Annotated in this window: 24 protein-coding genes; 18 read left to right on the plus strand and 6 right to left on the minus strand. The window is 71.8% G+C overall.

Annotation, left to right across the window (positions count from 1 at the left end):
• The first annotated feature begins 108 nt into the window (after positions 1 to 108).
• From ABTY59_RS13990 to ABTY59_RS14025, 8 genes are all read left to right on the plus strand, one after another.
• Positions 109 to 834 carry a helix-turn-helix transcriptional regulator gene (locus tag ABTY59_RS13990; protein WP_352019152.1) on the plus strand — a complete coding sequence of 242 codons (726 nt, stop codon included), beginning with the start codon at positions 109 to 111 and terminating at the stop codon, positions 832 to 834.
• The gene (sufB, locus tag ABTY59_RS13995) at positions 831 to 2246 is read left to right on the plus strand and encodes a Fe-S cluster assembly protein SufB (RefSeq protein ID WP_352019153.1); all 1416 of its coding nucleotides are present in this window, start codon (positions 831 to 833) and stop codon (positions 2244 to 2246) included. The genes ABTY59_RS13990 and sufB overlap by 4 nt, the downstream gene beginning before the upstream one ends.
• Before the next feature lie 66 nt (positions 2247 to 2312).
• Positions 2313 to 3494, plus strand: a complete 1182-nt coding sequence (gene sufD, locus ABTY59_RS14000) for a Fe-S cluster assembly protein SufD (RefSeq protein WP_352019154.1) — start codon at positions 2313 to 2315, stop codon at positions 3492 to 3494.
• Complete coding sequence (locus ABTY59_RS14005) at positions 3494 to 3811, plus strand: bifunctional 3-phenylpropionate/cinnamic acid dioxygenase ferredoxin subunit (protein WP_352019155.1); 318 nt, start codon at positions 3494 to 3496, stop codon at positions 3809 to 3811. Before sufD ends, ABTY59_RS14005 begins: the two co-directional genes overlap by 1 nt.
• 7 nt (positions 3812 to 3818) lie before the next feature.
• Positions 3819 to 4583: a Fe-S cluster assembly ATPase SufC gene (gene sufC / locus ABTY59_RS14010; protein ID WP_017238623.1), complete on the plus strand. Its 765-nt coding sequence runs from the start codon at positions 3819 to 3821 to the stop codon at positions 4581 to 4583.
• The gene (locus tag ABTY59_RS14015) at positions 4580 to 5848 is read left to right on the plus strand and encodes a cysteine desulfurase (protein WP_351186788.1); all 1269 of its coding nucleotides are present in this window, start codon (positions 4580 to 4582) and stop codon (positions 5846 to 5848) included. Before sufC ends, ABTY59_RS14015 begins: the two co-directional genes overlap by 4 nt.
• A gap of 11 nt (positions 5849 to 5859) precedes the next feature.
• A complete protein-coding gene (gene sufU, locus ABTY59_RS14020) occupies positions 5860 to 6321 on the plus strand; it encodes a Fe-S cluster assembly sulfur transfer protein SufU (RefSeq protein WP_041128635.1) in 462 nt (153 codons plus the stop codon).
• Positions 6318 to 6656, plus strand: a complete 339-nt coding sequence (locus ABTY59_RS14025; protein ID WP_017238620.1) for a metal-sulfur cluster assembly factor — start codon at positions 6318 to 6320, stop codon at positions 6654 to 6656. The genes sufU and ABTY59_RS14025 overlap by 4 nt, the downstream gene beginning before the upstream one ends.
• Positions 6657 to 6711: 55 nt before the next feature.
• On the opposite strand, the gene ABTY59_RS14030 is transcribed toward ABTY59_RS14025, so the two are convergent.
• Positions 6712 to 7761: a DUF7847 domain-containing protein gene (locus tag ABTY59_RS14030; RefSeq protein WP_352019156.1), complete on the minus strand. Its 1050-nt coding sequence runs from the start codon at positions 7759 to 7761 to the stop codon at positions 6712 to 6714.
• Positions 7762 to 7824: 63 nt separating this feature from the next.
• Here ABTY59_RS14030 and ABTY59_RS14035 point away from each other — a divergent pair, with 63 nt between their 5' ends.
• Genes ABTY59_RS14035 through dapD form a run of 3 tightly spaced genes read left to right on the plus strand, consistent with a single transcriptional unit; the run spans position 7825 to position 9775 of the window.
• Positions 7825 to 8145, plus strand: coding sequence for a DMT family transporter (locus tag ABTY59_RS14035; protein WP_352019157.1), 321 nt, complete (start codon positions 7825 to 7827; stop codon positions 8143 to 8145).
• On the plus strand, positions 8145 to 8747 hold the full coding sequence (locus ABTY59_RS14040; RefSeq protein ID WP_352019158.1) for a TetR/AcrR family transcriptional regulator: 603 nt from the start codon (positions 8145 to 8147) through the stop codon (positions 8745 to 8747). Before ABTY59_RS14035 ends, ABTY59_RS14040 begins: the two co-directional genes overlap by 1 nt.
• A gap of 44 nt (positions 8748 to 8791) precedes the next feature.
• Positions 8792 to 9775 carry a 2,3,4,5-tetrahydropyridine-2,6-dicarboxylate N-succinyltransferase gene (gene dapD / locus ABTY59_RS14045; RefSeq protein ID WP_352019159.1) on the plus strand — a complete coding sequence of 328 codons (984 nt, stop codon included), beginning with the start codon at positions 8792 to 8794 and terminating at the stop codon, positions 9773 to 9775.
• Positions 9776 to 9790: 15 nt separating this feature from the next.
• On the opposite strand, the gene dapA is transcribed toward dapD, so the two are convergent.
• Positions 9791 to 10705 (minus strand): 4-hydroxy-tetrahydrodipicolinate synthase, encoded by a 915-nt coding sequence (gene dapA, locus ABTY59_RS14050; protein WP_352019160.1) that lies wholly within the window; start codon positions 10703 to 10705, stop codon positions 9791 to 9793.
• 133 nt (positions 10706 to 10838) lie between these two features.
• Here dapA and ABTY59_RS14055 point away from each other — a divergent pair, with 133 nt between their 5' ends.
• Positions 10839 to 11576, plus strand: a complete 738-nt coding sequence (locus tag ABTY59_RS14055) for an SDR family NAD(P)-dependent oxidoreductase (protein WP_352019161.1) — start codon at positions 10839 to 10841, stop codon at positions 11574 to 11576.
• A gap of 72 nt (positions 11577 to 11648) precedes the next feature.
• On the opposite strand, the gene ABTY59_RS14060 is transcribed toward ABTY59_RS14055, so the two are convergent.
• Positions 11649 to 12092, minus strand: coding sequence for a GNAT family N-acetyltransferase (locus ABTY59_RS14060; RefSeq protein WP_352019162.1), 444 nt, complete (start codon positions 12090 to 12092; stop codon positions 11649 to 11651).
• A gap of 93 nt (positions 12093 to 12185) precedes the next feature.
• Between ABTY59_RS14060 and ABTY59_RS14065 the strand changes: the two genes are divergently transcribed.
• On the plus strand, positions 12186 to 12911 hold the full coding sequence (locus ABTY59_RS14065) for an antibiotic biosynthesis monooxygenase (RefSeq protein ID WP_352019163.1): 726 nt from the start codon (positions 12186 to 12188) through the stop codon (positions 12909 to 12911).
• A gap of 12 nt (positions 12912 to 12923) precedes the next feature.
• On the opposite strand, the gene ABTY59_RS14070 is transcribed toward ABTY59_RS14065, so the two are convergent.
• Positions 12924 to 14759: a DUF8508 domain-containing protein gene (locus ABTY59_RS14070; protein WP_352019164.1), complete on the minus strand. Its 1836-nt coding sequence runs from the start codon at positions 14757 to 14759 to the stop codon at positions 12924 to 12926.
• 211 nt (positions 14760 to 14970) lie between these two features.
• Here ABTY59_RS14070 and ABTY59_RS14075 point away from each other — a divergent pair, with 211 nt between their 5' ends.
• From ABTY59_RS14075 to ABTY59_RS14090, 4 genes are all read left to right on the plus strand, one after another.
• Complete coding sequence (locus ABTY59_RS14075; protein WP_352019165.1) at positions 14971 to 16434, plus strand: hypothetical protein; 1464 nt, start codon at positions 14971 to 14973, stop codon at positions 16432 to 16434.
• 217 nt (positions 16435 to 16651) lie between these two features.
• Positions 16652 to 18088: an alkaline phosphatase PhoX gene (locus ABTY59_RS14080; RefSeq protein WP_352019166.1), complete on the plus strand. Its 1437-nt coding sequence runs from the start codon at positions 16652 to 16654 to the stop codon at positions 18086 to 18088.
• A 63-nt stretch (positions 18089 to 18151) separates the two neighbouring features.
• The gene (locus tag ABTY59_RS14085; RefSeq protein ID WP_352019167.1) at positions 18152 to 18856 is read left to right on the plus strand and encodes a GntR family transcriptional regulator; all 705 of its coding nucleotides are present in this window, start codon (positions 18152 to 18154) and stop codon (positions 18854 to 18856) included.
• A gap of 44 nt (positions 18857 to 18900) precedes the next feature.
• Positions 18901 to 19917 carry a 1-aminocyclopropane-1-carboxylate deaminase gene (locus tag ABTY59_RS14090; RefSeq protein ID WP_352019168.1) on the plus strand — a complete coding sequence of 339 codons (1017 nt, stop codon included), beginning with the start codon at positions 18901 to 18903 and terminating at the stop codon, positions 19915 to 19917.
• 16 nt (positions 19918 to 19933) lie between these two features.
• Here the strand turns inward: ABTY59_RS14090 and ABTY59_RS14095 are convergent, their stop codons facing one another.
• Positions 19934 to 21178, minus strand: coding sequence for a TerD family protein (locus ABTY59_RS14095; protein ID WP_352019169.1), 1245 nt, complete (start codon positions 21176 to 21178; stop codon positions 19934 to 19936).
• 36 nt (positions 21179 to 21214) lie between these two features.
• Positions 21215 to 21454 (minus strand): hypothetical protein, encoded by a 240-nt coding sequence (locus ABTY59_RS14100; RefSeq protein WP_352019170.1) that lies wholly within the window; start codon positions 21452 to 21454, stop codon positions 21215 to 21217.
• Between the two features lie 55 nt (positions 21455 to 21509).
• On the opposite strand from ABTY59_RS14100, the gene ABTY59_RS14105 reads away from it, so the two are divergent.
• A complete protein-coding gene (locus ABTY59_RS14105) occupies positions 21510 to 22514 on the plus strand; it encodes an AraC family transcriptional regulator (RefSeq protein ID WP_352019171.1) in 1005 nt (334 codons plus the stop codon).
• Positions 22515 to 22594: the final 80 nt, after the last annotated feature.

Genomic DNA, 22594 nt, shown 5'->3' on the forward strand with positions numbered 1-22594 from the left:
AATGATCGTTTCCGCAGGTCAGGTAAGCCTTACCTGAGTGATGCACGGCACCGTGACCGGTCCCGGCGCCGCTTGTCACCTCCCGATTAATTACGCAACAATGGCGTTGTGAAAAACGTTGGCGCGGCTCCGGTGGAGGAACTCGCGACCCGAGAGCGTTCCACGCGCAACCGGGTCGCGCGGTCGATCCTGGACCACGGTCCCTCGACCGTCGCCGACCTGGCCGAACGGCTCCGCCTCACCCAGGCCGCCGTCCGCCGTCACCTCGACTCGCTGGTCGCCGAGAACGTCGTCGAAGCCCGCGAGAAGCGCGTCTACGGGACCCGGGCCCGCGGCCGCCCCGCGAAGGTGTTCGCGCTCACCGACTGCGGCCGGGACGCTTTCGACCAGTCGTACGACTCCCTCGCCGTCGAGGCGCTCCGCTGGATCGAGCGCAACGCCGGAGGGGAGGCGGCCGTCGCCGCCTTCGCCCGCGACCGGATCGAGGCCCAGGCCGGGGCGTACCGCGAGGCCGTCGAGTCGGCCGAGCCCGCCCAGCGGACCGAGGCGCTGGCCAAGGCCCTCACGGCGGACGGGTACGCTGCCACTGCGCGGAACGCGCCGGTCGGCGAGCAGCTCTGCCAGCACCACTGCCCGGTAGCCCACGTCGCCGAGCAGTACCCACAGCTGTGCGAGGCGGAGACGGAATTCTTCTCCCGCCTCTTGGGAACGCACGTCCAGCGTCTGGCCACCATCGCGCATGGTGACGGCGTCTGCACCACGTTCATCCCGCACGGCGCCCCACAGACCACCGAATCAGCATCCGCAAGCACGGCCGGGAGGAACCCCGCATGACCACCGAGATCAGCCACCCCGAGCTCGAGGGCCTGGGTCGGTACGAGTACGGCTGGGCCGACTCCGACGCGGCCGGCGCCGAGGCCAAGCGCGGACTGAACGAGGACGTCGTCCGCGACATCTCCTCGAAGAAGAGCGAGCCCGAGTGGATGCTCAAGCTGCGTCTCAAGGGTCTGCGCCTCTTCGACAAGAAGCCCATGCCGACCTGGGGCTCCGACCTCTCCGGCATCGACTTCGACAACATCAAGTACTTCGTGCGGTCCACCGAGAAGCAGGCCGAGTCCTGGGAGGACCTGCCGGAGGACATCAAGAACACGTACGACAAGCTCGGCATCCCGGAGGCGGAGAAGCAGCGCCTCGTCGCCGGTGTCGCCGCCCAGTACGAGTCCGAGGTCGTCTACCACCAGATCCGTGAGGACCTGGAGGAGCAGGGCGTCATCTTCGTCGACACCGACACCGCGCTGAAGGAGCACGAGGAGCTCTTCCGGGAGTACTTCGGCACCGTCATCCCGGTCGGCGACAACAAGTTCGCCTCCCTGAACACGGCCGTCTGGTCCGGCGGCTCGTTCATCTACGTGCCGAAGGGCGTGCACGTCGAGATCCCGCTCCAGGCCTACTTCCGCATCAACACGGAGAACATGGGCCAGTTCGAGCGGACGCTGATCATCGTCGACGAGGACGCCTACGTCCACTACGTCGAGGGCTGCACCGCCCCGATCTACTCCTCGGACTCCCTGCACTCCGCGGTCGTCGAGATCATCGTGAAGAAGGGCGGCCGCTGCCGCTACACGACCATCCAGAACTGGTCGAACAACGTCTACAACCTGGTGACCAAGCGCGCCGTCGCCTACGAGGGCGCCACCATGGAGTGGGTCGACGGCAACATCGGCTCCAAGGTCACCATGAAGTACCCGGCCGTCTACCTCATGGGCGAGCACGCCAAGGGCGAGACCCTGTCCATCGCCTTCGCGGGTGAGGGCCAGCACCAGGACGCCGGCGCCAAGATGGTCCACATGGCCCCGAACACCTCCTCCAACATCGTCTCCAAGTCGGTGGCGCGAGGCGGCGGCCGCACCTCCTACCGCGGCCTCATCGAGATCGGCGAGGGTGCCCCGGGCGCCAAGTCCAACGTGCTCTGCGACGCCCTGCTCGTCGACACGATCTCCCGCTCCGACACGTACCCCTACGTGGACGTGCGCGAGGACGACGTCTCGATGGGCCACGAGGCCACCGTCTCCAAGGTCTCCGAGGACCAGCTCTTCTACCTGATGAGCCGCGGCCTCACCGAGTTCGAGGCCATGGCGATGATCGTCCGCGGCTTCGTCGAGCCCATCGCCAAGGAGCTCCCGATGGAGTACGCCCTGGAGCTCAACCGGCTGATCGAGCTGCAGATGGAGGGTGCGGTCGGCTAAGGCCCCGCACCGCCCCGCAGCGACCAGTTTTCTTTACGTACGCAGGAAGAGAGCAAGACGACAGCCATGGCTGAGGCTCAGAACATCCCGGCGGGCTCCACCACCGCCGGCTCGATCGCGGTGGCCGCCGAGTCCACCGTCGCCACGCGCATGAGCGCGCCCCCGTCCTTCGACGTCGCGGACTTCCCGGTCCCGCACGGCCGCGAGGAGGAATGGCGGTTCACCCCGCTGGCGCGCCTGCGCGGCCTCCACGACGGCACCGCCGTCGCCTCCGGCGAGGGCGTCAAGGTCGAGGTCGAGGCCCCCGAGGGCGTCACCGTGGAGACCGTCGGCCGTGACGACGAGCGCCTCGGCAAGGCCGGTACGCCCGTCGACCGCGTCGCCGCCCAGGCGTACTCCTCCTTCGAGAAGGCCGCGGTCGTCACCGTCGCCAAGGAGGCCGTGCTCACCGAGCCGATCCGCATCTCCGTGCACGGCCAGGGCGGCGTCGCCTTCGGCCACCAGGTGATCGAGCTCGGCGCCTTCGCCGAGGCCGTCGTGGTCATCGACCACACCGGTGACGCCGTGCTCGCCGCCAACGTGGACTACGTCCTCGGCGACGGCGCCAAGCTCACCGTCGTCTCCGTCCAGGACTGGGACGAGAAGGCCGTCCACGTCGCCCAGCACAACGCGCTGGTCGGCCGTGACGCCTCCTTCAAGTCGGTCGTGGTCACCTTCGGCGGCGACGTCGTCCGGATCCACCCGCGCGTGCAGTACGCCGCCCCCGGCGGCGAGGCCGAGCTCTTCGGCCTGTACTTCACCGACGCCGGGCAGCACCAGGAGCACCGCCTCCTGGTCGACCACAACACCCCGCACTGCAAGTCGAACGTGGCCTACAAGGGCGCGCTGCAGGGCCAGGACGCGCACGCCGTCTGGATCGGCGACGTGCTCATCCAGGCCGCCGCCGAGGGCACCGACACGTACGAGCTCAACCGGAACCTGGTCCTCACGGACGGTGCCCGGGTCGACTCCGTGCCGAACCTGGAGATCGAGACCGGCGAGATCGCCGGCGCCGGTCACGCCTCGGCCACCGGCCGCTTCGACGACGAGCAGCTCTTCTACCTGATGGCCCGCGGCATCCCGGAGGCCGAGGCCCGCCGCCTCGTCGTCCGCGGCTTCTTCGCGGAGCTCGTCCAGCAGATCGGTCTGCCGGACGTCCAGGAGCGGCTCCTCGCCAAGATCGAGGCCGAGCTGGAGGCCTCCGTCTGATGGCCTTCGTCCGAGTCTGCGCACTGAGCGAGCTGGAGGCCGACACCCCGAAGCGGGTCGAGGTCGACGGCACGCCGGTGTCGGTCGTCAGCATCGAGGGCGAGGTGTTCGCGATCAACGACATCTGCTCGCACGCGAACGTCTCCCTCTCGGAGGGCGAGGTCGAGGACTGCGCGATCGAGTGCTGGCTGCACGGCTCCAGCTTCGACCTGCGCACCGGCAAGCCCTCCGGCCTTCCCGCGACGCGCCCCGTCCCCGTATACCCCGTCAAGATCGAAGGGGACGATGTGCTCGTCTCCGTCACCCAGGAGTCCTGAGTCACCCATGGCTACGCTTGAAATCCACGACCTGCACGTCTCCGTCGAGGCGGAGAACGGTCCCCGCGAGATCCTCAAGGGCGTCGACCTGACGATCAAGCAGGGCGAGACCCACGCCGTCATGGGCCCCAACGGCTCCGGCAAGTCGACCCTGGCGTACTCCCTCGCCGGGCACCCGAAGTACACGGTCACCGGCGGCACCGTCACCCTCGACGGTGAGGACGTCCTGGAGATGTCGGTCGACGAGCGCGCCCGTGCCGGCGTCTTCCTCGCCATGCAGTACCCGGTCGAGGTCCCCGGCGTCTCGGTCTCCAACTTCCTGCGCACCTCCGCCACCGCCGTCCGCGGCGAGGCGCCCAAGCTGCGCACCTGGGTGAAGGAGGTCAAGTCCGCGATGGAGCAGCTCCAGATGGACCCGGCCTTCGCCGAGCGCAACGTCAACGAGGGCTTCTCCGGCGGTGAGAAGAAGCGCCACGAGATCCTCCAGCTGGAGCTCCTCAAGCCGAAGATCGCGATCCTCGACGAGACCGACTCCGGCCTCGACGTCGACGCCCTGCGCATCGTCTCCGAGGGCGTCAACCGCGTCCGCGAGACCGGTGAGGTCGGCACCCTGCTGATCACCCACTACACGCGCATCCTGCGCTACATCAAGCCCGACTTCGTGCACGTCTTCGCGAACGGCCGCATCGCCGAGTCCGGCGGCGCCGAGCTTGCCGACCAGCTGGAGAACGAGGGCTACGACAAGTACGTGAAGGGTGGCGCATCCGCGTGACTTCTGCCCATCAGGGGCTCTCCGGCCTCCTCGACACCGAGGCGATCCGCAAGGACTTCCCGCTCCTGGATCGCGTGGTCCACGACGGCAAGAAGATCGTGTACCTCGACTCCGCGGCGACCTCGCAGAAGCCGCGGCAGGTCCTCGACGCGCTCAACCAGTACTACGAGCGTCACAACGCCAACGTCCACCGCGGCGTCTACACGGTCGCCGAGGAGGCGACGGCGCTGTACGAAGGCGCCCGTGACAAGGTCGCGGCCTTCATCAACGCGCCGAGCCGCGACGAGGTGATCTTCACCAAGAACGCCTCCGAGTCGCTCAACCTCGTGGCCAACATGCTGGGCTGGGCCGACGAGCCCTACCGCGTGGACCACGAGACCGAGATCGCCATCACGGAGATGGAGCACCACTCCAACATCGTGCCGTGGCAGCTGCTCTCGCAGCGCACGGGCGCGAAGCTGAAGTGGTTCGGCCTCACCGACGACGGCCGTCTCGACCTCTCGAACATCGAGGAGGTCATCACCGAGAAGACCAAGATCGTCTCGTTCACGCTGGTCTCGAACCTGCTCGGCACGGTCAACCCGGTGGAGACGATCATCCGCCGCGCCCAGGAGGTCGGTGCGCTCGTCTGCATCGACGCCTCCCAGGCGGCCCCGCACATGGTCCTGGACGTGCAGGCGCTCCAGGCCGACTTCGTGGCCTTCACCGGCCACAAGATGTGCGGCCCGACCGGCATCGGCGTGCTGTGGGGACGGCAGGAGCTCCTGGAGGACCTCCCGCCCTTCCTCGGCGGCGGCGAGATGATCGAGACCGTCTCGATGCACTCCTCGACGTACGCGCCGGCCCCGCACAAGTTCGAGGCGGGTACGCCCCCGATCGCCCAGGCCGTCGGCCTCGGCGCGGCCGTGGACTACCTGTCGGCGATCGGCATGGAGAACATCGCGCGCCACGAGCACGCGATCACCGAGTACGCCGTCCGGCGCCTCCAGGAGGTTCCGGACCTGCGGATCATCGGCCCCACCACGGCCGAGGACCGCGGCGCGGCGATCTCCTTCACGCTGGGCGACATCCACCCGCACGACGTGGGCCAGGTCCTCGACGAGCAGGGCATCGCGGTCCGGGTCGGCCACCACTGCGCGCGGCCGGTCTGCCTGCGGTACGGAATTCCCGCGACCACGCGGGCGTCGTTCTATCTGTACTCCACTCCGGCCGAGGTCGACGCCCTGGTCGAGGGGCTGGAGCACGTCCGTAACTTCTTCGGCTAGGGGAACGGCTCGTGAAGCTGGATTCGATGTACCAGGACGTCATCCTGGACCACTACAAGCACCCGCACGGGCGCGGTCTTCGGGACGGCGACGCCGAGGTGCACCACGTCAACCCGACGTGTGGCGACGAGATCACGCTCCGTGTGAAGTACGACGGCTCGCGCATCGAGGACGTGTCGTACGAGGGCCAGGGCTGCTCCATCAGCCAGGCCTCGGCGTCCGTCCTCAACGAGCTGCTCGTCGGCAAGGAGCTGGCGGAGGCGCAGAAGATCCAGGGCACCTTCCTGGAGCTGATGCAGTCCAAGGGCCAGATCGAGCCGGACGACGCGATGGAGGAGGTCCTGGAGGACGCGGTCGCGTTCGCCGGGGTCTCCAAGTACCCGGCCCGTGTGAAGTGCGCCCTGCTCAGCTGGATGGCGTGGAAGGACGCGACCGCCCAGGCGCTGGGCGACGCGGAGAGGAAGTCGGCATGACCGAGAACGCCGAGGCCACGATGAAGCCGGCCTCTGAGGAAGAAGTCCGTGAGGCGCTGTACGACGTCGTCGACCCCGAGCTGGGCATCGACGTCGTCAACCTGGGCCTGATCTACGGCATCCACATCGACGACTCGAACGTCGCGACGCTGGACATGACCCTGACGTCGGCGGCCTGTCCGCTGACGGACGTGATCGAGGACCAGGCGAAGTCGGCGACGGACGGCATCGTCAACGAGCTGAAGATCAACTGGGTCTGGATGCCCCCGTGGGGCCCGGACAAGATCACGGACGACGGCCGCGAGCAGCTGCGCGCGCTCGGCTTCAACGTCTGATCGCGGGAGTACGTGAGAACGGCCGCGCCCTTCGGGGCGCGGCCGTTCGGCGTCTCTAGAGGAGTCCCGCCGCGCGGGCGAGTTCCGGGGCCAGGTTCTCCTTGCGGAGGCGCTGGTCGACGTAGAGCAGGGCGGTGATCAGGGGCGGGAAGACGGAGACGACTCCCTGGCTGATCAGCTGGCTCACGGCGAGGAAGGCGAAGAGGACCAGGAAGGACGCGAGCAGGGCGTTGGGATCGTCGCCGGAGAAGTCCGTGGCGGCCAGCGGCGCCGAGAGCAGCAGGGAGAAGACCTGCTGGATCAGCCAGCTCACCACGGAGGCCATCACGCCCGCGGCGAGCAGGCAGCCGAACATCCGCCACCAGGAGCCCCGGACCAGGGACGAGGAGCGGCGCATCGAGCCGAGGGCGCCCTGGCCCTCGATCACGGCCGCCGCCGGGGCCAGGCTGAACTTCACCCAGATCCACAGGGCGAGCGGCAGGGTGACCGTCGCGCCGACGAGCGCCAGGAACGGCGCGATCAGCGGGCCGGTCTCCATGGCGAGCAGCGCCACGGTCAGGGCGACGAAGGCCACCAGGAACAGCGCGGCCGGGAGCAGCAGCGCCACCGAGGTCAGCAGCACGGTGCCGAAGACGGCCGGTGTCCGGGACCAGGCCCGGCGCCAGACCGTGCCGAAGGTGGTGGGACGGCCGAGGACCGCCTCCTGGACCACGGCGGGGCAGGCCGCCGCGACGACGGTGTTGGCGCAGAGGACCGCGAGCATGGCGACGATCCAGACGCAGACGAACGCGACGAGCAGCGGCCGGACGTCCTCCCACCGGGGCTCCTGGCCCGCCGGCAGGTCGAACACGGCGGAGAAGGCGTCGCCGACGGCCGCGTATCCGATGCCGACCGCCGCGCCGACGATCAGGAGCGCCGCGCCGTAGACGGCTCCCGCGACCCCGAGCAGCTGCTTCCAGTAGCGGCCGAACGTGCTGAAGGCGCCGGTCAGGACCGTGCTGAAGCCGAGCGGCGCCAGGGGTATCACACCGGGCTTCGGCGGCGGGGGCGGCGGCGGATAGCCGTAGCCGTAGGGCGGTCCTGGTGGACCGGGGGGATACGTCATGCGGGACACCGTAGCGGCAGCCGTTGTGTACGCCCGTACGCAAAGCTGTGTACGCTCGTACGCATGGGTTACGGACTCCTTGCGGGCGCCATCGCGGCGGAGATACTCGCCACCACCTCGATGAAGTACAGCGAGGGCTTCACCCGGCTCTGGCCCTCCCTCGTCACCGGCGCCGGCTACCTCGTGGCCTTCGCGCTCCTCGCCCAGGCGCTCAAGACGCTCCAGGTCGGCACCGCCTACGCCATCTGGTCCGGGGTCGGCACCGCCGCCGTCGCCGTCATCGGCTTCCTCTTCCTCGGCGAGAGCCTGAACGCCGCCAAGATCGCCGGCATCGTCCTCATCATCGCCGGGGTCGCCGTCCTCAACCTCGGCGGCGCCCACTGATGGCCAGGGCCCGGCGGTACGACCCCGAGCGGCGCGAGCGGATCGTCGACGCCGCCCTCGCCGTCGTCGGGCGCTCCGGGATCGGCGGCCTCAGCCACCGCACGGTGGCCGCCGAGGCCGACGTGCCCCTCGGCTCCACCACGTACCACTTCGCGTCCCTCGACGAACTCCTCGTCGCCGTGCTCCGCAAGGCCAACGAGGGCTTCGGGCGGCTGCTCCACGAGCACCCCGCCCTCACCGACCCGGACACCCCCCTCGCCACCGCGCTCGCCCGGCTCCTGGGCGAGTGGCTCGGCGGCGACCGCGCACGCGTGGAGCTGGAGTACGAGCTCTACCTCACCGCCCTGCGACGCCCGGCCCTGCGCCCGGTCGCCGCCGAGTGGACCGAGTCCGTCGTCACCGCCCTGGCTCCTCGCGCCGACCCCGCCGCCGCCCGGGCGCTGGTCGCCGTCATGGACGGCATCTGCCTCCAGGTCCTGCTCACCGACGGCGACTACGACGAGGACCACGCGCGGGTGATCCTCGCGCGGGTCCTGAACGAAGGACCGAACCCGCCGCTCACGGCCTCGTCGGAACCGCCGACGGACCCGACCGACACCTGAGACCGGTTGGCCCGGGCGGGGGCCCGCCGGTTAGGTTTTCCGTCATGACCACTGCTCCTCGCACCACCGGCGCCGTCGCCGCCGGCCTCGCCACCATCGCCGGCGACGGCACCGTTCTCGACACCTGGTTCCCCGCCCCCGAGCTGACCGACGCGGCCGGCCCGGCCGGCACCGAGCGCCTCGGCCCCGACGAGGCCGTCAACGCCCTCGGCGAGGGCGCCGCCAAGGCCCTCGGCGTCGACGCCCGCCGGGGCGTCGAGGTGGTCGCCGTCCGCACCGTCATCGCCTCGCTCGACGAGAAGCCGATCGACGCCCACGACGCCTACCTCCGCCTCCACCTGCTCAGCCACCGGCTGGTCGCGCCGCACGGCCAGAGCCTGGACGGCGTCTTCGGGCTGCTCGCCAACGTCGCCTGGACCTCGCTCGGCCCGGTCGCCGTCGACGACATCGAGAAGGTCCGGCTCAACGCCCGCGCGGAGGGCCTGCACCTCCAGGTGACCTCCATCGACAAGTTCCCCCGCATGACCGACTACGTCGTGCCCGCCGGCGTCCGGATCGCCGACGCCGACCGCGTCCGCCTCGGCGCCCACCTCGCCGCCGGCACCACCGTCATGCACGAGGGCTTCGTCAACTTCAACGCCGGCACCCTCGGCACCTCGATGGTCGAGGGCCGCATCTCCGCCGGCGTCGTCGTCGGCAACGGCTCCGACATCGGCGGCGGCGCCTCCACCATGGGCACCCTCTCCGGCGGCGGCAACGTCGTCATCGCGATCGGCGAGCGCTGCCTGATCGGCGCCGAGGCCGGCGTCGGCATCGCCCTGGGCGACGAGTGCGTCGTCGAGGCCGGTCTGTACGTCACCGCCGGCACCCGGGTCACCATGCCCGACGGCCAGGTCGTGAAGGCCCGCGAGCTCTCCGGCGCCTCGAACATCCTCTTCCGCCGCAACTCGGTCACCGGAGCCGTCGAGGCCCGCCCGAACAACGCGGTCTGGGGCGGCCTGAACGACATCCTGCACAGCCACAACTGAACCGGTGACCCCGCGTCAGCAGAGCGCGGGGTCACCGTACGCGGACAAGGCGGGCGACTCCGCCTGGACCAGCGCCTCGTGCGCCGCCCGCAGCCCGTCGACCGCCTCCCGGCCGGCGGGCTGCAGCGGTTCCCGCACCGGACCGCCGAGCAGCGCCTTCACGGTCACCGTGCCCGGCAGGCCCGAGGCCATCATCAGCTCGGCCAGCGGCAGCGTCCGGGCGTTGAGCCGGGCCGCGCCCGCGGTGTCGCCCGCGTCGAAGGCGTCCAGGACCGCGCGCAGCTGACGCGGGGCGACGTTCGCCACCGTACTGACGTAGCCCGCGCCGCCCACCGCGTACAGCGGCAGGTTCAGCTCCTCGCAGCCCGAGTAGTAGGCGAGCCCCGTCTCCGCGATCAGCCGCGCCGAGCCGAGCAGGTCGTACGAGCAGTCCTTCACGGCCACGATCCGCGGGTGCCGGGCGAGCCGCCGCATCGTCGCGGGCTCCACCCGGGTGCCGGTGCGCCCGGGGATGTCGTAGACCATCACCGGTAGACCGCTCGCGTCCGCGACCTTCAGGAAGTGCGCCTCGACGGCCTCCTGCGGGGGACGGCTGTAGTACGGGGTGACGACGAGCAGCCCGTCCGCGCCCGCCTCCTCGGCCTGCCGGGCGAGGGCGACGGTGTGCCGGGTGTCGGCCGTGCCGACGCCCGCGACGACCGCGGGCCCGGGTCCGACGGCGTCCCGGACCGCGTGGATCAGCTCGGCCTTCTCGGCGTCCGTGGTGGTCGGGGACTCGCCCGTCGTGCCGTTGAGGACCAGACCGTCGCAGCCCTCCGCGACGAGCCGCGCGGCGAGCTCGCGCGAAGCGTCGAGGTCGAGGCCGCCGGCGGCGTCGAACGGGGTGACCATCGCGCAGAGGGCGCGCCCGAAGGGGCGTTCAGTGTTCATCCGAGCAGTCTGTGCGCGCTTGACCGTGAAGGTCCACTTAGATCTGCTTGGTTCGAGAATTCAGATTCTGTGAACGATCGCCTTCTGGCATGATCGGCCGGGCGCGACAGGAGGACATGGAGAACAGCACAGCATGAGCGAACAGCGCGTCGCACTCGTCACCGGTTCGTCCTCCGGCATCGGAGCCGCCGTCGCCCGACGGCTCGCCGGCGCCGGCTACCGGGTCGTCGTCAACTCCGCCCGGTCCGTCGAGGCGGGCGAGGCCCTCGCCGCCGAACTCCCGGACGCCGTCTACGTCCGGGCCGACGTCTCCGACGAGGCGCAGGCCACCGGGCTCGTCGCCGCCGCGGTCGAGGCGTACGGCCGGCTCGACCTCCTCGTCAACTGCGCGGGCACCACCCGGTTCATCCCGCACGACGACCTCGAAGCCGCCTCGCCCGAGGTCTGGCGCCACCTCTACGACGTCAACGTCATCGGGGTCTGGCAGACCGTCACCGCCGCCGTCCCGCACCTGCGGAAGACCCGGGGGAACATCGTCACCGTCTCCTCCCAGGCCGGTGTCCGGCCGGGCGGCAGCTCCATCCCGTACGCCGTGTCCAAGGCCGCCGTCAACCACATGACGAAGCTCCTCGCCAAGACCCTCGGCCCGGACGTCCGCGTCAACGCGGTCGCGCCCGGTCTCGTCGACACCCCCTGGTTCGACGGGGTGGAGGGCGCCGACGCCGCCAAGGAGCACGTGGCCGGCGTCGTCCCGCTGCGCCGCGTCGGCCGCCCCGAGGACATCGCCGGAGCCGTCTTCGACCTGGCCCACGCCTCGTACATCACCGGCGAGATCCTCCTCGTCGACGGAGGCGGGCACCTGCTCGGCTAGGGCCTGTCCTGCCGATCGGGCCGGGCTCGCCCGGGACCGGGTGTCCCGGGGCGGGCTCGCCCGGGACACCCCCTAGAGGGTCATCTTGAAGCCGTCGTGGCTGCCCGCGAAGCCCAGCGAGGCGTAGAAGCGGTGGGCCTCCGTCCGCCGCTTGTCGCTCGTCAGCTGGACGAGCGCGCAGCCGCGTCCCCTCGCCCGGGCCACGGCCCGCTCCATCAGCTCCCGGCCGAGCCCGCCGCCGCGCCGGTCGGCCCTGATCCGCACCGCCTCGATCAGGGCCCGCTCGGCACCGCCCTTGCCGAGCCCCGGGATGTACGTGGCCTGGAGGCAGCCCAGGACGAGGCCGCCGTCCACCAGGACCAGCATCTCGTTGCGCGGATCGCCCTCGATGTCCGCGAAGGCGCGCTCGTACGCCTCGGTGACGGGGACCGAGGCGGGGTCCACGACCCGGTCCTCGTCGGCGAGCAGGGCGAGGACGGCGGGCAGTTCGGCGCGGGTGGCGGGGCGAAGGATCACGGCCGGATTCTCCCACGCCGAAGGCCCTTGACCTCAACCAAGGTTGAGGGGGGAGGGTCGGGTCATCAGGACCGAGCGGGAGGAGACACCCCCATGAACGCCGTCGCACACCCCGATGCCCGACCCGACCTGCACCGCCCCGGAGTCGGTGCCGTCCTCGTCAGCACGTGGCGGGTCGGCACCCCCGAACGCCAGCGCGCCGCCGTCGACGCCATCCGGACGGCCTGGGAGAGCCGCGCGTGGCCGGACCTCGGCCTGCTCTCGTACAGCGTCCTCGCCGGGACCGACGGGGACACCCTGCTGCACTACTCGCAGTGGACCGAAGAGAAGGCCTACGAGGACTTCGTCCGCACCTACCGCGACGACCGGAACGCCGAGATCGACGCCGCCGTGCCGGACATCGAGCGGGTGGAGCTGCGCCGCTACGGGCCGGTCCACCGCTCCACCGGCCGCGGCACGACGAGCACGGGGGAGCTGCCCGGGGTCGTCGTCATCGTCGAGGCGGACTTCGGCGGCGAGGGCGGGGGTGCCGGCGCGGGAGTCCGGGAGGAGTGGGTGGACCACGTGTTCGCCGCCCTGGACGAGGACGCGGTGACCCGGCCGGCGACCGGCGGGATCAGCGGACAGTTCCATCTGTCCACCGACGGGACCAGGGTCCTGAACTACGCCGAGTGGGAGTCCGAGCGGGCCCACGAGGACTGGCTGACCGACGACGCCCCGCTGAGCGAGGCCTGGGAGCGGGTGCAGCACGACCCGCGGCTCGTGGGTGGCCGGGTACGGCGGTACACGCCCGCGCTCAGCCTGAGCGCGGGCGTGTGACCGGGCGGACCGTCAGGGGCGGAAACGCAGGACCTGCGGGTCGTGGTCGCTGTCCTGGTCGGCGAACTCCGCGTTGATGTGGACGCTGTCGTACTCGAAGTGGTGGACGCCGGGGCTGGTCAGGATCTGGTCGAGGACCTGGGTGTTGCCCTGGTAGACGTACGAGTAGCGCTCGCTGCGCGGCAGCGACTTCACGGCCGGGTACAGCGCGCCGCCGTCGGTCAGCGCCTTCGTCGTCCCGGAGAACTCGAAGTCGTTGATGTCGCCGACCACCAGCACGTCGGCCTGCTTGTCGATCGCGGTGATGTCCTTCACGAAGGCGTTGACGGCCTGCGCCTGGAGGAGCCGCTTCGCCTCGGAGGAGCGGGTCGGGGGCTGGTGGTGCGAGACGATGGACTCGTCGCCGCCCTTGGAGCCGAAGTGGTTGGCGATCACGAAGACCGTGCGGCCGCGGAAGACGAACTCGCCCGCGAGCGGCTTGCGGCTGGCCTCCCAGGCGGCGTTCGCCGGGTCGACGCGGCCGGGGGACAGGGTCAGCGCGGCCCGGCCCTTCGAGCCCGTCACGGCGGTGGCGGTGGTCGCGTCGCCGCCCGCGCGGTCCGTGAAGGAGACCCGCTCGGGGTTGAAGAGGAAGACCTGACGGATGTTGCCGCCGGGCTCGCCGCCGTCCTTGCCGTTCTCCGGGTCGATCGAGCGCCACTCGTACGCCGGGCCGCCGGCCGCCACGATCGCGTCCGTGAACTTCTTCACCGTCACGTCGGCGGCGACCGTGCCGTCGTTCTTGGCGCCGTTGTTGTCCTGGATCTCCTCCAGGGCGACGATGTCGGGCGACGCGAGGTTGTCGACGACCGCCTTCGCGAGCGCGTCGAACTTCTCCTGCGGGTCGGTCGGGTCGAGGTTCTCGACGTTGTACGTCGCCACGGCCAGCTCGTTCTTGTGCTGCCTGTCCGTGGTCTCGCGCTCCAGGCCGTTGTCGACGACCGTGCCGAGGGTGCGGGCGGTCAGCGTGTAGCCGCCGAACTGGTTGAAGTCGAGCGGGCCCTCGGTGGTGCCGGTCAGCCGGTCGCCCACGTTCGCCTTGGGGAACGGCTGCTGGGCCAGCGGGGTCAGCGACTGGATCTGGAGCCGGCCGGTGTTCTGGGACTCGTACGAGCCGTAGACCGTGCCGCCGCGCAGGTTGCGGTTCTCCCACGGCTTCACCGTCACCCACAGCTCCGCGTACGGGTCGGTGGCACCGACCACCCGCGACGAGCCGATCCGGACGTTGGTGCCCTCCAGGGACTCGTAGTAGTCCAGGGCGTACGTCTCGGGGTCCAGGGTCAGGCCGTTGATCGAGCCGCCCGCGGCCGGGTCGCCCTCGGGGGTGTACTCCTCGGGCACCGACCAGGACGAGATCGTCACCGGGGCCGGGACCGGGTTGCCCTGGGAGAGCACGGTGATCACGGGCTTCGAGATCTGGGTCAGCGACTGGTTGCCGGAGGTCAGGCCGCCGGGGACGTACTCGGTGACCGTGCCGCTCAGGCTGACCGCGTCGCCGACGGCGACGGTCGGGACCGAGCTGGTGAAGACGAAGACGCCTTCGCTGGTGGCCGGGTTGTCGTCCGCCTCCGGGTCCTGGATCCAGAAGCCGCGCGAGCCGTAGGTGCGGACGCCGGTGACGATGCCCGTGACGCCGGCGACCTGCTTGCCGACGAGGGGGGAGACGCGCGTCGTGCCCTGGATGTCGTGGATGCGGACGCCGGCGGCGTCCTCCGCGACGGCGCTCGACGAGCCCGCGAGCAGGCCGGCGGCGAGGGCGGAGGCGACGACGGCGGAGACGGCCGCGAATCTCGGTATGGACGAAGACATCAGAGGCTCCGGAGGGTGCTTGGAGGAACGGCAGATGAATCTACGCGCGTCAATCTCTTGTGAGAGCGGTGGACTTGTCAAGAGTCGACGGGTGTACGAAGGCTGACGGCTCCGTGAACCGACGGACGGGGCCCCGGATGCGTCTACCCTGAAGGACCGCTCGTCGAGCCCTTTCGACTTCACCCACGCACGTGTCGAGGAGATCCCCCAGATGTCAGCGGAGCACCCCAACCTTCCCCCCGTTCGGCTGCGTGCGGACGCGGAGCTGGCGCGGGACGCCCTGGCCGCCCCCCTCCTCGCCCAGGCGGTCCGGCTCGCCCGCTGGGCCGGACCCGACACCCGGGTCGACGCCGGCGGCGAGCTCGTCGACGAGCAACTCCCGGCGGCCGCCGAGCTCCTGGGCCTCGCCGACGACGAGGACGGCGAGACCTGGGCCGGCGACGCCTGGCGGCTCGCCGTCGACACCGGTCTCGTCGAGGTCGAGGACGGCGAGGAGCGCGCGGACGCCGACGTCCCCGGCCGGGCCGGTCCCGGCGAGAACCTCGCACTGGTCACGGGCGGTTCCCCGCAGGACGTCCTCGGCCTCTGGCTGGACGGATTCGACGCCGTCTTCGCCGACGCCGTCGCCCCCGTCCTCGACGACCTGGACGCGGTCGTCGGCGAGGACGGCGAGATCGACATCGAGGCGCTCGACTGGGACCCCGAGGCGGAGACCGAGTTCCTTGAGGGCGTCCTCGGCAACCTCTACCTGCTGACCGTCAGCGAGGGCGGCGCCGGTGAGGGCCCCGTGCCGCTGCCCGCGCTCGCCGCCTCGATGGTCGTCCCCGACGACATGGGCGAGCCCACCGACGACGTCCTGGAGCAGGTCTCGGACGCGATGATGCGGCTCGACGACCAGTTCCGGCTGCTCGAACCGATCGGGCTCGTCGAGTACCAGCCCGTCGACGAGGCCCTGATGGCCGAGGAGGGCGAGGAGCCCGCGCCGCCCGTCGACGACGAGGACGTCAGCCGCTACGGCATGGTGCGGCTCACCCCGCTCGGGCTCTACGGCGTCCGCGCCCGGATGCTGGAGGCCGGCCTGGACGCGCCCGCCGTCGGCGACCTGACGGACAAGGGCGCCGACGTGCTCCTCGACGGGATCGCCGGCTACCCGGAGGTCGCGGCCCGTGAGGAGACCGCCGCCTGGCTGGCCGGCCGTGACCCGCTCGGCGCGGCCCGCGAGCTGCTGCACGCCGCCCGGGGCGTGGACGCGGGCTCCCCGCTGCGGCGCCTGCACTGCCAGCAGACGCTGTCCCTGGTGGGCGCGGAGGCGGAGCCCGCCGTCCGCGAGGTCCTCGACGACGCGGAGCTCGGCGGCCTCGCCCGGGTCTGGCTCGCGGAGCGCGGCGCGGCGGACGTGCCCGCGCCGCCGGAGTCGATGATCTTCTGGCTGGCGATCGACACGATCGCGGCCCAGCTCGACTCGGACGGCGACCTGGAGGAGGTCCAGGAGCTGATCGAGGGTCTGACCGGCCGCCACAGCGGCTTCTTCGAGGCGGCCTGGCGGGTGGAGCACCCCGCGACCGCCGAGGTCCTGGAGGCGATGGGCCGGCTGCACCGGGACAAGACGGCGGCGAAGGACGCCCGCAAGGCCGCCTTCAAGGCCCGCTCCCGCACGGGGGCGCCGGGGGCCTGACGGGGGCGTCGGGCCTGACGGGGCCGTCGAGCCTGACGGGGGGTGTCGAGTCTGACGGCGCCGTCGAGCCCGACGGGCCTGTCGCATCCGACGGGCGCCGGGGCCGTCGGGCCGCGGGCGGGAGGCCCGGCGGTGTTCCCCCGGCGTTCAGGCGCTGTTCGCGGAGGCACGGGAGGGTGGCGCGCGATACAGGCCACCACAGGGAGACCCCACCACCATGCCGCTCAACCGCAGAGAGTTCACCAAGCACTCCGCCGCCGCCGGTGCGGGCCTCGCCCTCACCGGTGCCGTCGGGGCTCTCGCCACCGCGCCCGAGGCGCTCGCCTCCGACGAGCCGGAGGCGTACGGAGCCGGGCACGGCCACGGTCACCACCACGGCCACGCGCTCGGCTACGGCCCGCTGGTCGCCGACCCCGACGGGATGCTCGCGCTCCCCGAGGGCTTCTCGTACCGCGTCGTCACCCACAGCGGCGTGACCCGCCTGGAGTCCGGCGAGTTCACGCCCTCCAACCACGACGGCACCGCCGCCTTCGCCGGCCCGCGCGGCACCACGTACCTCGTCAACAACCACGAGCTCAAGGGCCCCCGCGCCTCCTGGCCCCACCCGGTCCCGCTCACCGAGGGGCTCGTCTACGACCCGGCCGCGGCCGGCGGCTGCACCGTCGTCGAGGTCCACCGCGACGGCACGGTCGCCGAGTGGGTCGGCATCGCCGGCACCTCCACCAACTGCGCCGGCGGCCGCACCGCCTGGGGCACCTGGCTGACCGGCGAGGAGACCGAGGACCTGGCCGGCAAGAACGGCATGACCAAGGACCACGGCTACATCTTCGAGGTCGACCCGCGCGACCGCCGCGCCAACCTCGCCCCGAAGCCGGTCAAGGCCTTCGGCCGGTACGCCCACGAGGCCGTCGTCATCGACCCCAAGCGCGGCCACGCCTACCTCACCGAGGACGCCTCCGGGCCCAACGGGTTGCTCTTCCGCTGGGTGCCGCCGCACGGCTTCGAGCACGGCCGGGGGAAGCTCCGCACGCTCGCCGACGACGCCGGTGTGCTCCAGGCCTTCAAGTGCATCGACTCCACGGGCCGCTTCGTGGACGACCTGTCCCGCGCCACCCGGATCGGCACCGTCTACGGCGTGGACTGGGTCGACGTCCCCGACCGTGACGCCCGCACCACCCCCGTCCGCAAGCAGTTCGCGGCCGGGCAGGTCACCCGCGCCCGCAAGCTGGAGGGCATGTGGTGGGCCGACGGCGGCGCCTACGTCGTCTCCTCCTACGCGCGCGAGGAGAGCCCCGGCGCCGCGCACGACGGCCAGGTCTGGTTCTACGACCCGAAGCGCCGCACCCTCACCCTCAAGGTGCTCCTCGGCGTGAACGCCAACCCGGACGAGGACGGCGCGTTCGACGGCCCCGACAACATCACCGTCTCCCCGTACGGCGGGCTCGTCATCGCCGAGGACGGCGAGGGCGTCCAGCACCTCTTCGGCGCGACCGACTCGGGCCGCACGTACCCGATCGCCCGCAACGACCTCAACGGCAGCGAGTTCACCGGCGTCGTCTTCTCGCCCGACGGCGACACGCTGTTCGCCAACATCCAGGACCCGGGCATCATGGTCGCGATCACCGGTCCCTGGCGGCGTCAGCCCCGCCGTTGAGACAGCCGAGGCCGAAACTGATCTCTGGTCAGGTCCATGGACTGACATCTAACATGTCAGTCCATGGACGCACTGCGGCCCGTGGGCCGGACCCTGCTGCGTGACCGGGCGTACGAGGCGCTGCGCGAGGCCATCGTGCGCGGCGAGCTCGCGCCCGGCGCCTCGCTGAAGGACGCCGACCTGGCCGAACGGCTCGGGCTCTCGCGCGCACCCGTGCGCGAGGCCCTGGCCCGGCTCGGCGACGAGGGGCTCGTCGAGTCCAAGCCGCAGAGCTACACCCGGGTCACCCGGCCGGTCAGCCGGGTCGTCCGGGACGCCGCCTCGGTGGTCCGGGTGATGCACGAGCTCGCCGCCAGGACCGGGGTGCCGCTGCTCGGCCCCGAGGGCATCCGGACCATGCGCGAGGCCAACGAGCGCTTCGCCGCGGCCGTGCGCGACTCGGACGTGGAGGCCGCGCTGGCCGCCGACGACGAGCTGCACCAGGTCCTCGTCGTCGCCAGCGGCAACCACGCCGCCGCCGCCACCATCGCGCGGTACACCCCGCTCATCCGCCGCGTCGAGCGGCGTCTCTTCGGCGACTCCGGAAGCTGCGGCTCGGCCGAACTGCACGCCCGGCTCATCGAGGCGTGCGCGGCGGGGGACGCGGAGGAGGCGGTGCTGGTCACCACGGAGATCTGGGCCGCGCTCGAACAGCTCGCGGACGACGCCATCGAGGTGGCCGAGGTCACCGGCATCCCCGGGCCCGTGGACCCTCCCGAAGGGCCGTAGCGCGTCCAGGACCTCCGACCAGCCGCCACCCACCGGGAGCCGCTTTGCCGATCACTGACTTCGAACGCTACCCGCTCCTCTTCGGGCCGTCCCCGGTCCACCCGCTCGATCGGCTCACCCACCACCTCGGCGGCGCCACCCTCTGGGCCAAGCGCGAGGACTGCAACTCCGGTGTCGCGTACGGCGGGAACAAGACCCGCAAACTGGAGTACCTGGTCGCCGACGCCCTCGCCGAGGGCTGCGACACCCTCGTCTCCATCGGCGGGGTCCAGTCCAACCACACCCGGCAGGTCGCCGCGGTCGCCGCCCGCGCCGGCCTGAAGTGCGTCCTCGTCCAGGAGAGCTGGGTCGACTGGCCCGACGCCGTCTACGACAAGGTCGGCAACATCCTGATCAGCCGCCTCGCGGGCGCCGACGTGCGGCTGGTGAAGGCCGGCTTCGGCATCGGCTTCAAGGAGAGCTGGGAGCAGGCCCTGCGGGAGGTCGAGGAGGGCGGCGGGAAGCCGTACGCGATCCCGGCGGGCGCCTCCGACCACCGTCTCGGCGGCCTCGGCTTCGCGAACTGGGCGTACGAGGTGGCCGAGCAGGAGCGCGCCCTCGGCGTCTTCTTCGACACGGTCGTCGTCTGCTCGGTGACCGGCTCCACCCAGGCCGGGATGGTCGCGGGCTTCGCCGCGCTCGCCGAGGAGGGCGGCCCGGCCCGCCGGATCATCGGGATCGACGCCTCCGCGAAGCCGGTGCCGACGCACGAGCAGATCACCCGGATCGCCCGGGACACCGCCGCCCTCATCGGCGTGGAGCGCGAGGTGACGGCGGCCGACGTCGAACTGGACGAGCGCTATCACGCCGGGGTGTACGGCGTCCCCGACGAGACCACCCTCGACGCGATGCGGCTCGCCGCCCGCACCGAGGGCATGGTCACCGACCCCGTCTACGAGGGGAAGTCGATGGCGGGCCTGGTCGACCTGGTGGACCGGGGGGAGATCGGCCGGGACTCGACCGTGCTCTACGCCCACCTCGGCGGCCAGCCCGCCCTCAACGCCTACAGCGCGCTGTTCTGACCGGGGACCCGGCCGCTCAGAGCGCCTGGGCGGCCGGCTTCACCATGCCCCGGACGGTCCGCGACTTCACGAACTCGCCCATGGCCGTCATCTCCCACTCGCCGGAGAACTGCTTGATCAGCTTGGCCATCATCACGCCGGTCTGCGGTTCGGCGGTGGTGAGGTCGAAGCGGACCAGCTCCTCGCCGGTGGCCCCGTCGATCAGCCGGCAGTAGGCCTTGGCGACCTCGGTGAACTTCTGGCCGGAGAAGGAGTTGACCGTGAAGACCAGACCGGTGGCGTCGGCCGGGAGGCGGCCGAGGTCGACGGTGATCACCTCGTCGTCGCCCGCGCCCTCGCCGGTGAGGTTGTCGCCGGAGTGCTGGATCGATCCGCCCAGGATGGTCAGCTTGCCGAAGTAGCAGCTGTCCAGGTGGTTGCGCTGGGGGCCGTACGCGATGACGGAGGCGTCCAGGTCGATGTCCTTGCCCCGGTAGGCCGGCTCCCAGCCGAGGCCCATCCTGACCTGGGAGAGCAGCGGACGGCCGCCCTTGACCAGGGACACCGTCTGGTTCTTCTGGAGGCTGACCCGGCCCTTGTCGAGGTTGATCTTGCCGGTGGAGACGGGTGCGGCGGCCGGGGCGGGGGGCACCGGCGCCGCGACGCGCGGGTCCACCGGGGCGGCGGGCGGCGCGGGCGGCACCGGCGGGGCGGCCGGGGCCGGGGCCGGGGCGACGGGGGCCGGAGCGGCGGGGGCCGGGGCCTGGGCGGCGGCCGGCTCGTCGTCCACCGAGACGCCGAAGTCGGTCGCGATGCCGGCGAGCCCGTTCGCGTATCCCTGGCCCACCGCGCGGGCCTTCCACGCGCCGTTGCGCAGGTAGATCTCGACGACCACGAGCGCCGTCTCCGTGGCCAGCTGCGGCGGGGTGAACGTGGCGATCACGGAGCCGTCGTCCGCGTTCCGGATGGTGGCCGTGGGCTCGACGCCCTGGAAGGTCTGGCCCGCGGCGTCCGGGCTGGCGGTGACGACGATCCGCTCGATGCCGGCGGGGAGGGCGCCGGTGTCCACCACGATCGCGTCGGGCGCGGCCCCGCCGCCGGAGCGGTAGGTGACGCCGGGCCCGGCGGGCTGGTTGTAGAAGATGAAGTCGTCGTCCGAGCGCACCTTGCCGTTGGCGCCGAGCAGCAGGCCCGAGACGTCGAGCCGCACGGGGGCGGCCACGTCCACCGCCACGCGCGCGGCGGTGAGAGGGATGTTCGAGCCGGGGGTCATTGCGGTCATGCCAGGGCTAACGATCCGGGTCCCTTTGCCGTTCCCTTACCCGCGCCCGGTTCGGCCGGACCGGTTACGCGGGTGGTTCCTGGCCTGGCGTTCGTTGCCGAAGCGGTACGCCCCCGTCCAGCGGGCCATGACCAGCTGGGCGTCGCCCGCCTCCACCTCGGCGAGGAACTTCGCGGCGCGGGCGCCGCGCAGCACGCCCGCGGCGCGGCCCTGGTGGGTGAGGACGACGGAGCCGTCACGGCGCTGCTCGTAGCTGAATCCATGGGGTCGTGGCATGCCGCGCATCCTGCCGTTCCCGGTCAGATCCGTCATATGAATATTCTTTCGGTTCATGGGAAGTGTGGGGGCCGCGCGGGGCGCGGGTGCTGTGGGCGGGAGCTCGTTCCGGACCGGCGACGTGGACGAGGCGCGCGAGGAGCTCGACGCGCGCTACTACGCGAACCGGATGGCCGTCGTCGACCGGGAACGGCGCCCCTTCGCGGCCCGCTTCGACACCGTGGCGCTCGGGCCGCTGGTCATCGGCGACCTCAGCTGCGGCGCCGATGTGCGGATGAGCTTCGGCGAGCTCGGCGCGTACCACCTGAACGCGCCGCTGAGCGGCACCATGGAGATGCGGCAGGGCGGCGGCTCCCGGATCGTCGCCACCCCCGCCGAGGCGCTGCTCCTCGACCCGGCGGGGGACACCTACCTCGACCGCTGGACCGGGGACTGCCGGACGCTCTCCGTGAAGGTCGGCGCGGCCGCGCTGCGCGACCGCCTGGAACAGCTGACGGGCCGCGCGCCGCGCGGTCCGCTCGTCTTCACACCGAACCTGGACATCACGCGCGGCCCCGGTCTGAGCTGGGTGCGCTTCGCCCGCCAGGTCGCCGCGGAGGCGCTCGCCGGTGAGGGCCTCGCCACGCACGAGCTGGTCGCCGGGCCCCTCCAGGAGGCGCTCCTCAACGGGCTGCTGCTGGCCGCCGAGCACCCCTGGCGCGAGGCGCTCGCGCATCCGGGGGAGGCGCGGCGCCCGGCGCCGGTCAAGCGCGTGATGGACGCGGTGCGGGAGCGCCCGGAGCACCCCTTCACGACCACCGAGCTCGCCGCCCTGGCCCGGGTGAGCGTGCGCCGGCTCCAGGAGTCCTTCCGGGAGTACGTGGGGATGTCGCCGATGGCGTACGTGCGGGAGGTCCGGCTCGACCGGGTCCGCGAGGAGCTGCGGGCGGCCGCGCCGGACGAGGTGAGCGTGAGCGAGGTGGCCTGGCGCTGGGGCTTCGCCCACCAGGGCCGGTTCGCGGCCCGCTACCGGGAGCGGTTCGGCGAGTCGCCGTCCCGCACGCTCAGGGCGGGCCGCTGAGGGTGCCGTGGGCGGGGCGCCGGAGGGTTCGCCGGGGGTGCGGGGGCGCGTCCAGGGGCGGGTGTGTGCTTCTTTGCGCC

Origin of the sequence: Streptomyces sp. NPDC096079 (genome assembly GCF_040303145.1) — a bacterium.
Classification (GTDB): domain Bacteria; phylum Actinomycetota; class Actinomycetes; order Streptomycetales; family Streptomycetaceae; genus Streptomyces.

Bases quoted from the DNA above. Each gene is read 5' to 3' on its own strand.
- sufB (WP_352019153.1), top strand. From the start codon at position 831: ATGACCACCGAGATCAGCCACCCCGAGCTCGAGGGCCTGGGTCGGTAC.
- sufD (WP_352019154.1), top strand. From the start codon at position 2,313: ATGGCTGAGGCTCAGAACATCCCGGCGGGCTCCACCACCGCCGGCTCG.
- ABTY59_RS14005 (WP_352019155.1), top strand. From the start codon at position 3,494: ATGGCCTTCGTCCGAGTCTGCGCACTGAGCGAGCTGGAGGCCGACACC.
- sufC (WP_017238623.1), top strand. From the start codon at position 3,819: ATGGCTACGCTTGAAATCCACGACCTGCACGTCTCCGTCGAGGCGGAG.
- ABTY59_RS14025 (WP_017238620.1), top strand. From the start codon at position 6,318: ATGACCGAGAACGCCGAGGCCACGATGAAGCCGGCCTCTGAGGAAGAA.
- ABTY59_RS14030 (WP_352019156.1), bottom strand. From the start codon at position 7,761: ATGACGTATCCCCCCGGTCCACCAGGACCGCCCTACGGCTACGGCTAT.
- ABTY59_RS14035 (WP_352019157.1), top strand. From the start codon at position 7,825: ATGGGTTACGGACTCCTTGCGGGCGCCATCGCGGCGGAGATACTCGCC.
- ABTY59_RS14040 (WP_352019158.1), top strand. From the start codon at position 8,145: ATGGCCAGGGCCCGGCGGTACGACCCCGAGCGGCGCGAGCGGATCGTC.
- dapD (WP_352019159.1), top strand. From the start codon at position 8,792: ATGACCACTGCTCCTCGCACCACCGGCGCCGTCGCCGCCGGCCTCGCC.
- dapA (WP_352019160.1), bottom strand. From the start codon at position 10,705: ATGAACACTGAACGCCCCTTCGGGCGCGCCCTCTGCGCGATGGTCACC.
- ABTY59_RS14055 (WP_352019161.1), top strand. From the start codon at position 10,839: ATGAGCGAACAGCGCGTCGCACTCGTCACCGGTTCGTCCTCCGGCATC.
- ABTY59_RS14065 (WP_352019163.1), top strand. From the start codon at position 12,186: ATGAACGCCGTCGCACACCCCGATGCCCGACCCGACCTGCACCGCCCC.
- ABTY59_RS14070 (WP_352019164.1), bottom strand. From the start codon at position 14,759: ATGTCTTCGTCCATACCGAGATTCGCGGCCGTCTCCGCCGTCGTCGCC.
- ABTY59_RS14075 (WP_352019165.1), top strand. From the start codon at position 14,971: ATGTCAGCGGAGCACCCCAACCTTCCCCCCGTTCGGCTGCGTGCGGAC.
- ABTY59_RS14080 (WP_352019166.1), top strand. From the start codon at position 16,652: ATGCCGCTCAACCGCAGAGAGTTCACCAAGCACTCCGCCGCCGCCGGT.
- ABTY59_RS14085 (WP_352019167.1), top strand. From the start codon at position 18,152: ATGGACGCACTGCGGCCCGTGGGCCGGACCCTGCTGCGTGACCGGGCG.
- ABTY59_RS14095 (WP_352019169.1), bottom strand. From the start codon at position 21,178: ATGACCGCAATGACCCCCGGCTCGAACATCCCTCTCACCGCCGCGCGC.
- ABTY59_RS14100 (WP_352019170.1), bottom strand. From the start codon at position 21,454: ATGCCACGACCCCATGGATTCAGCTACGAGCAGCGCCGTGACGGCTCC.
- ABTY59_RS14105 (WP_352019171.1), top strand. From the start codon at position 21,510: ATGGGAAGTGTGGGGGCCGCGCGGGGCGCGGGTGCTGTGGGCGGGAGC.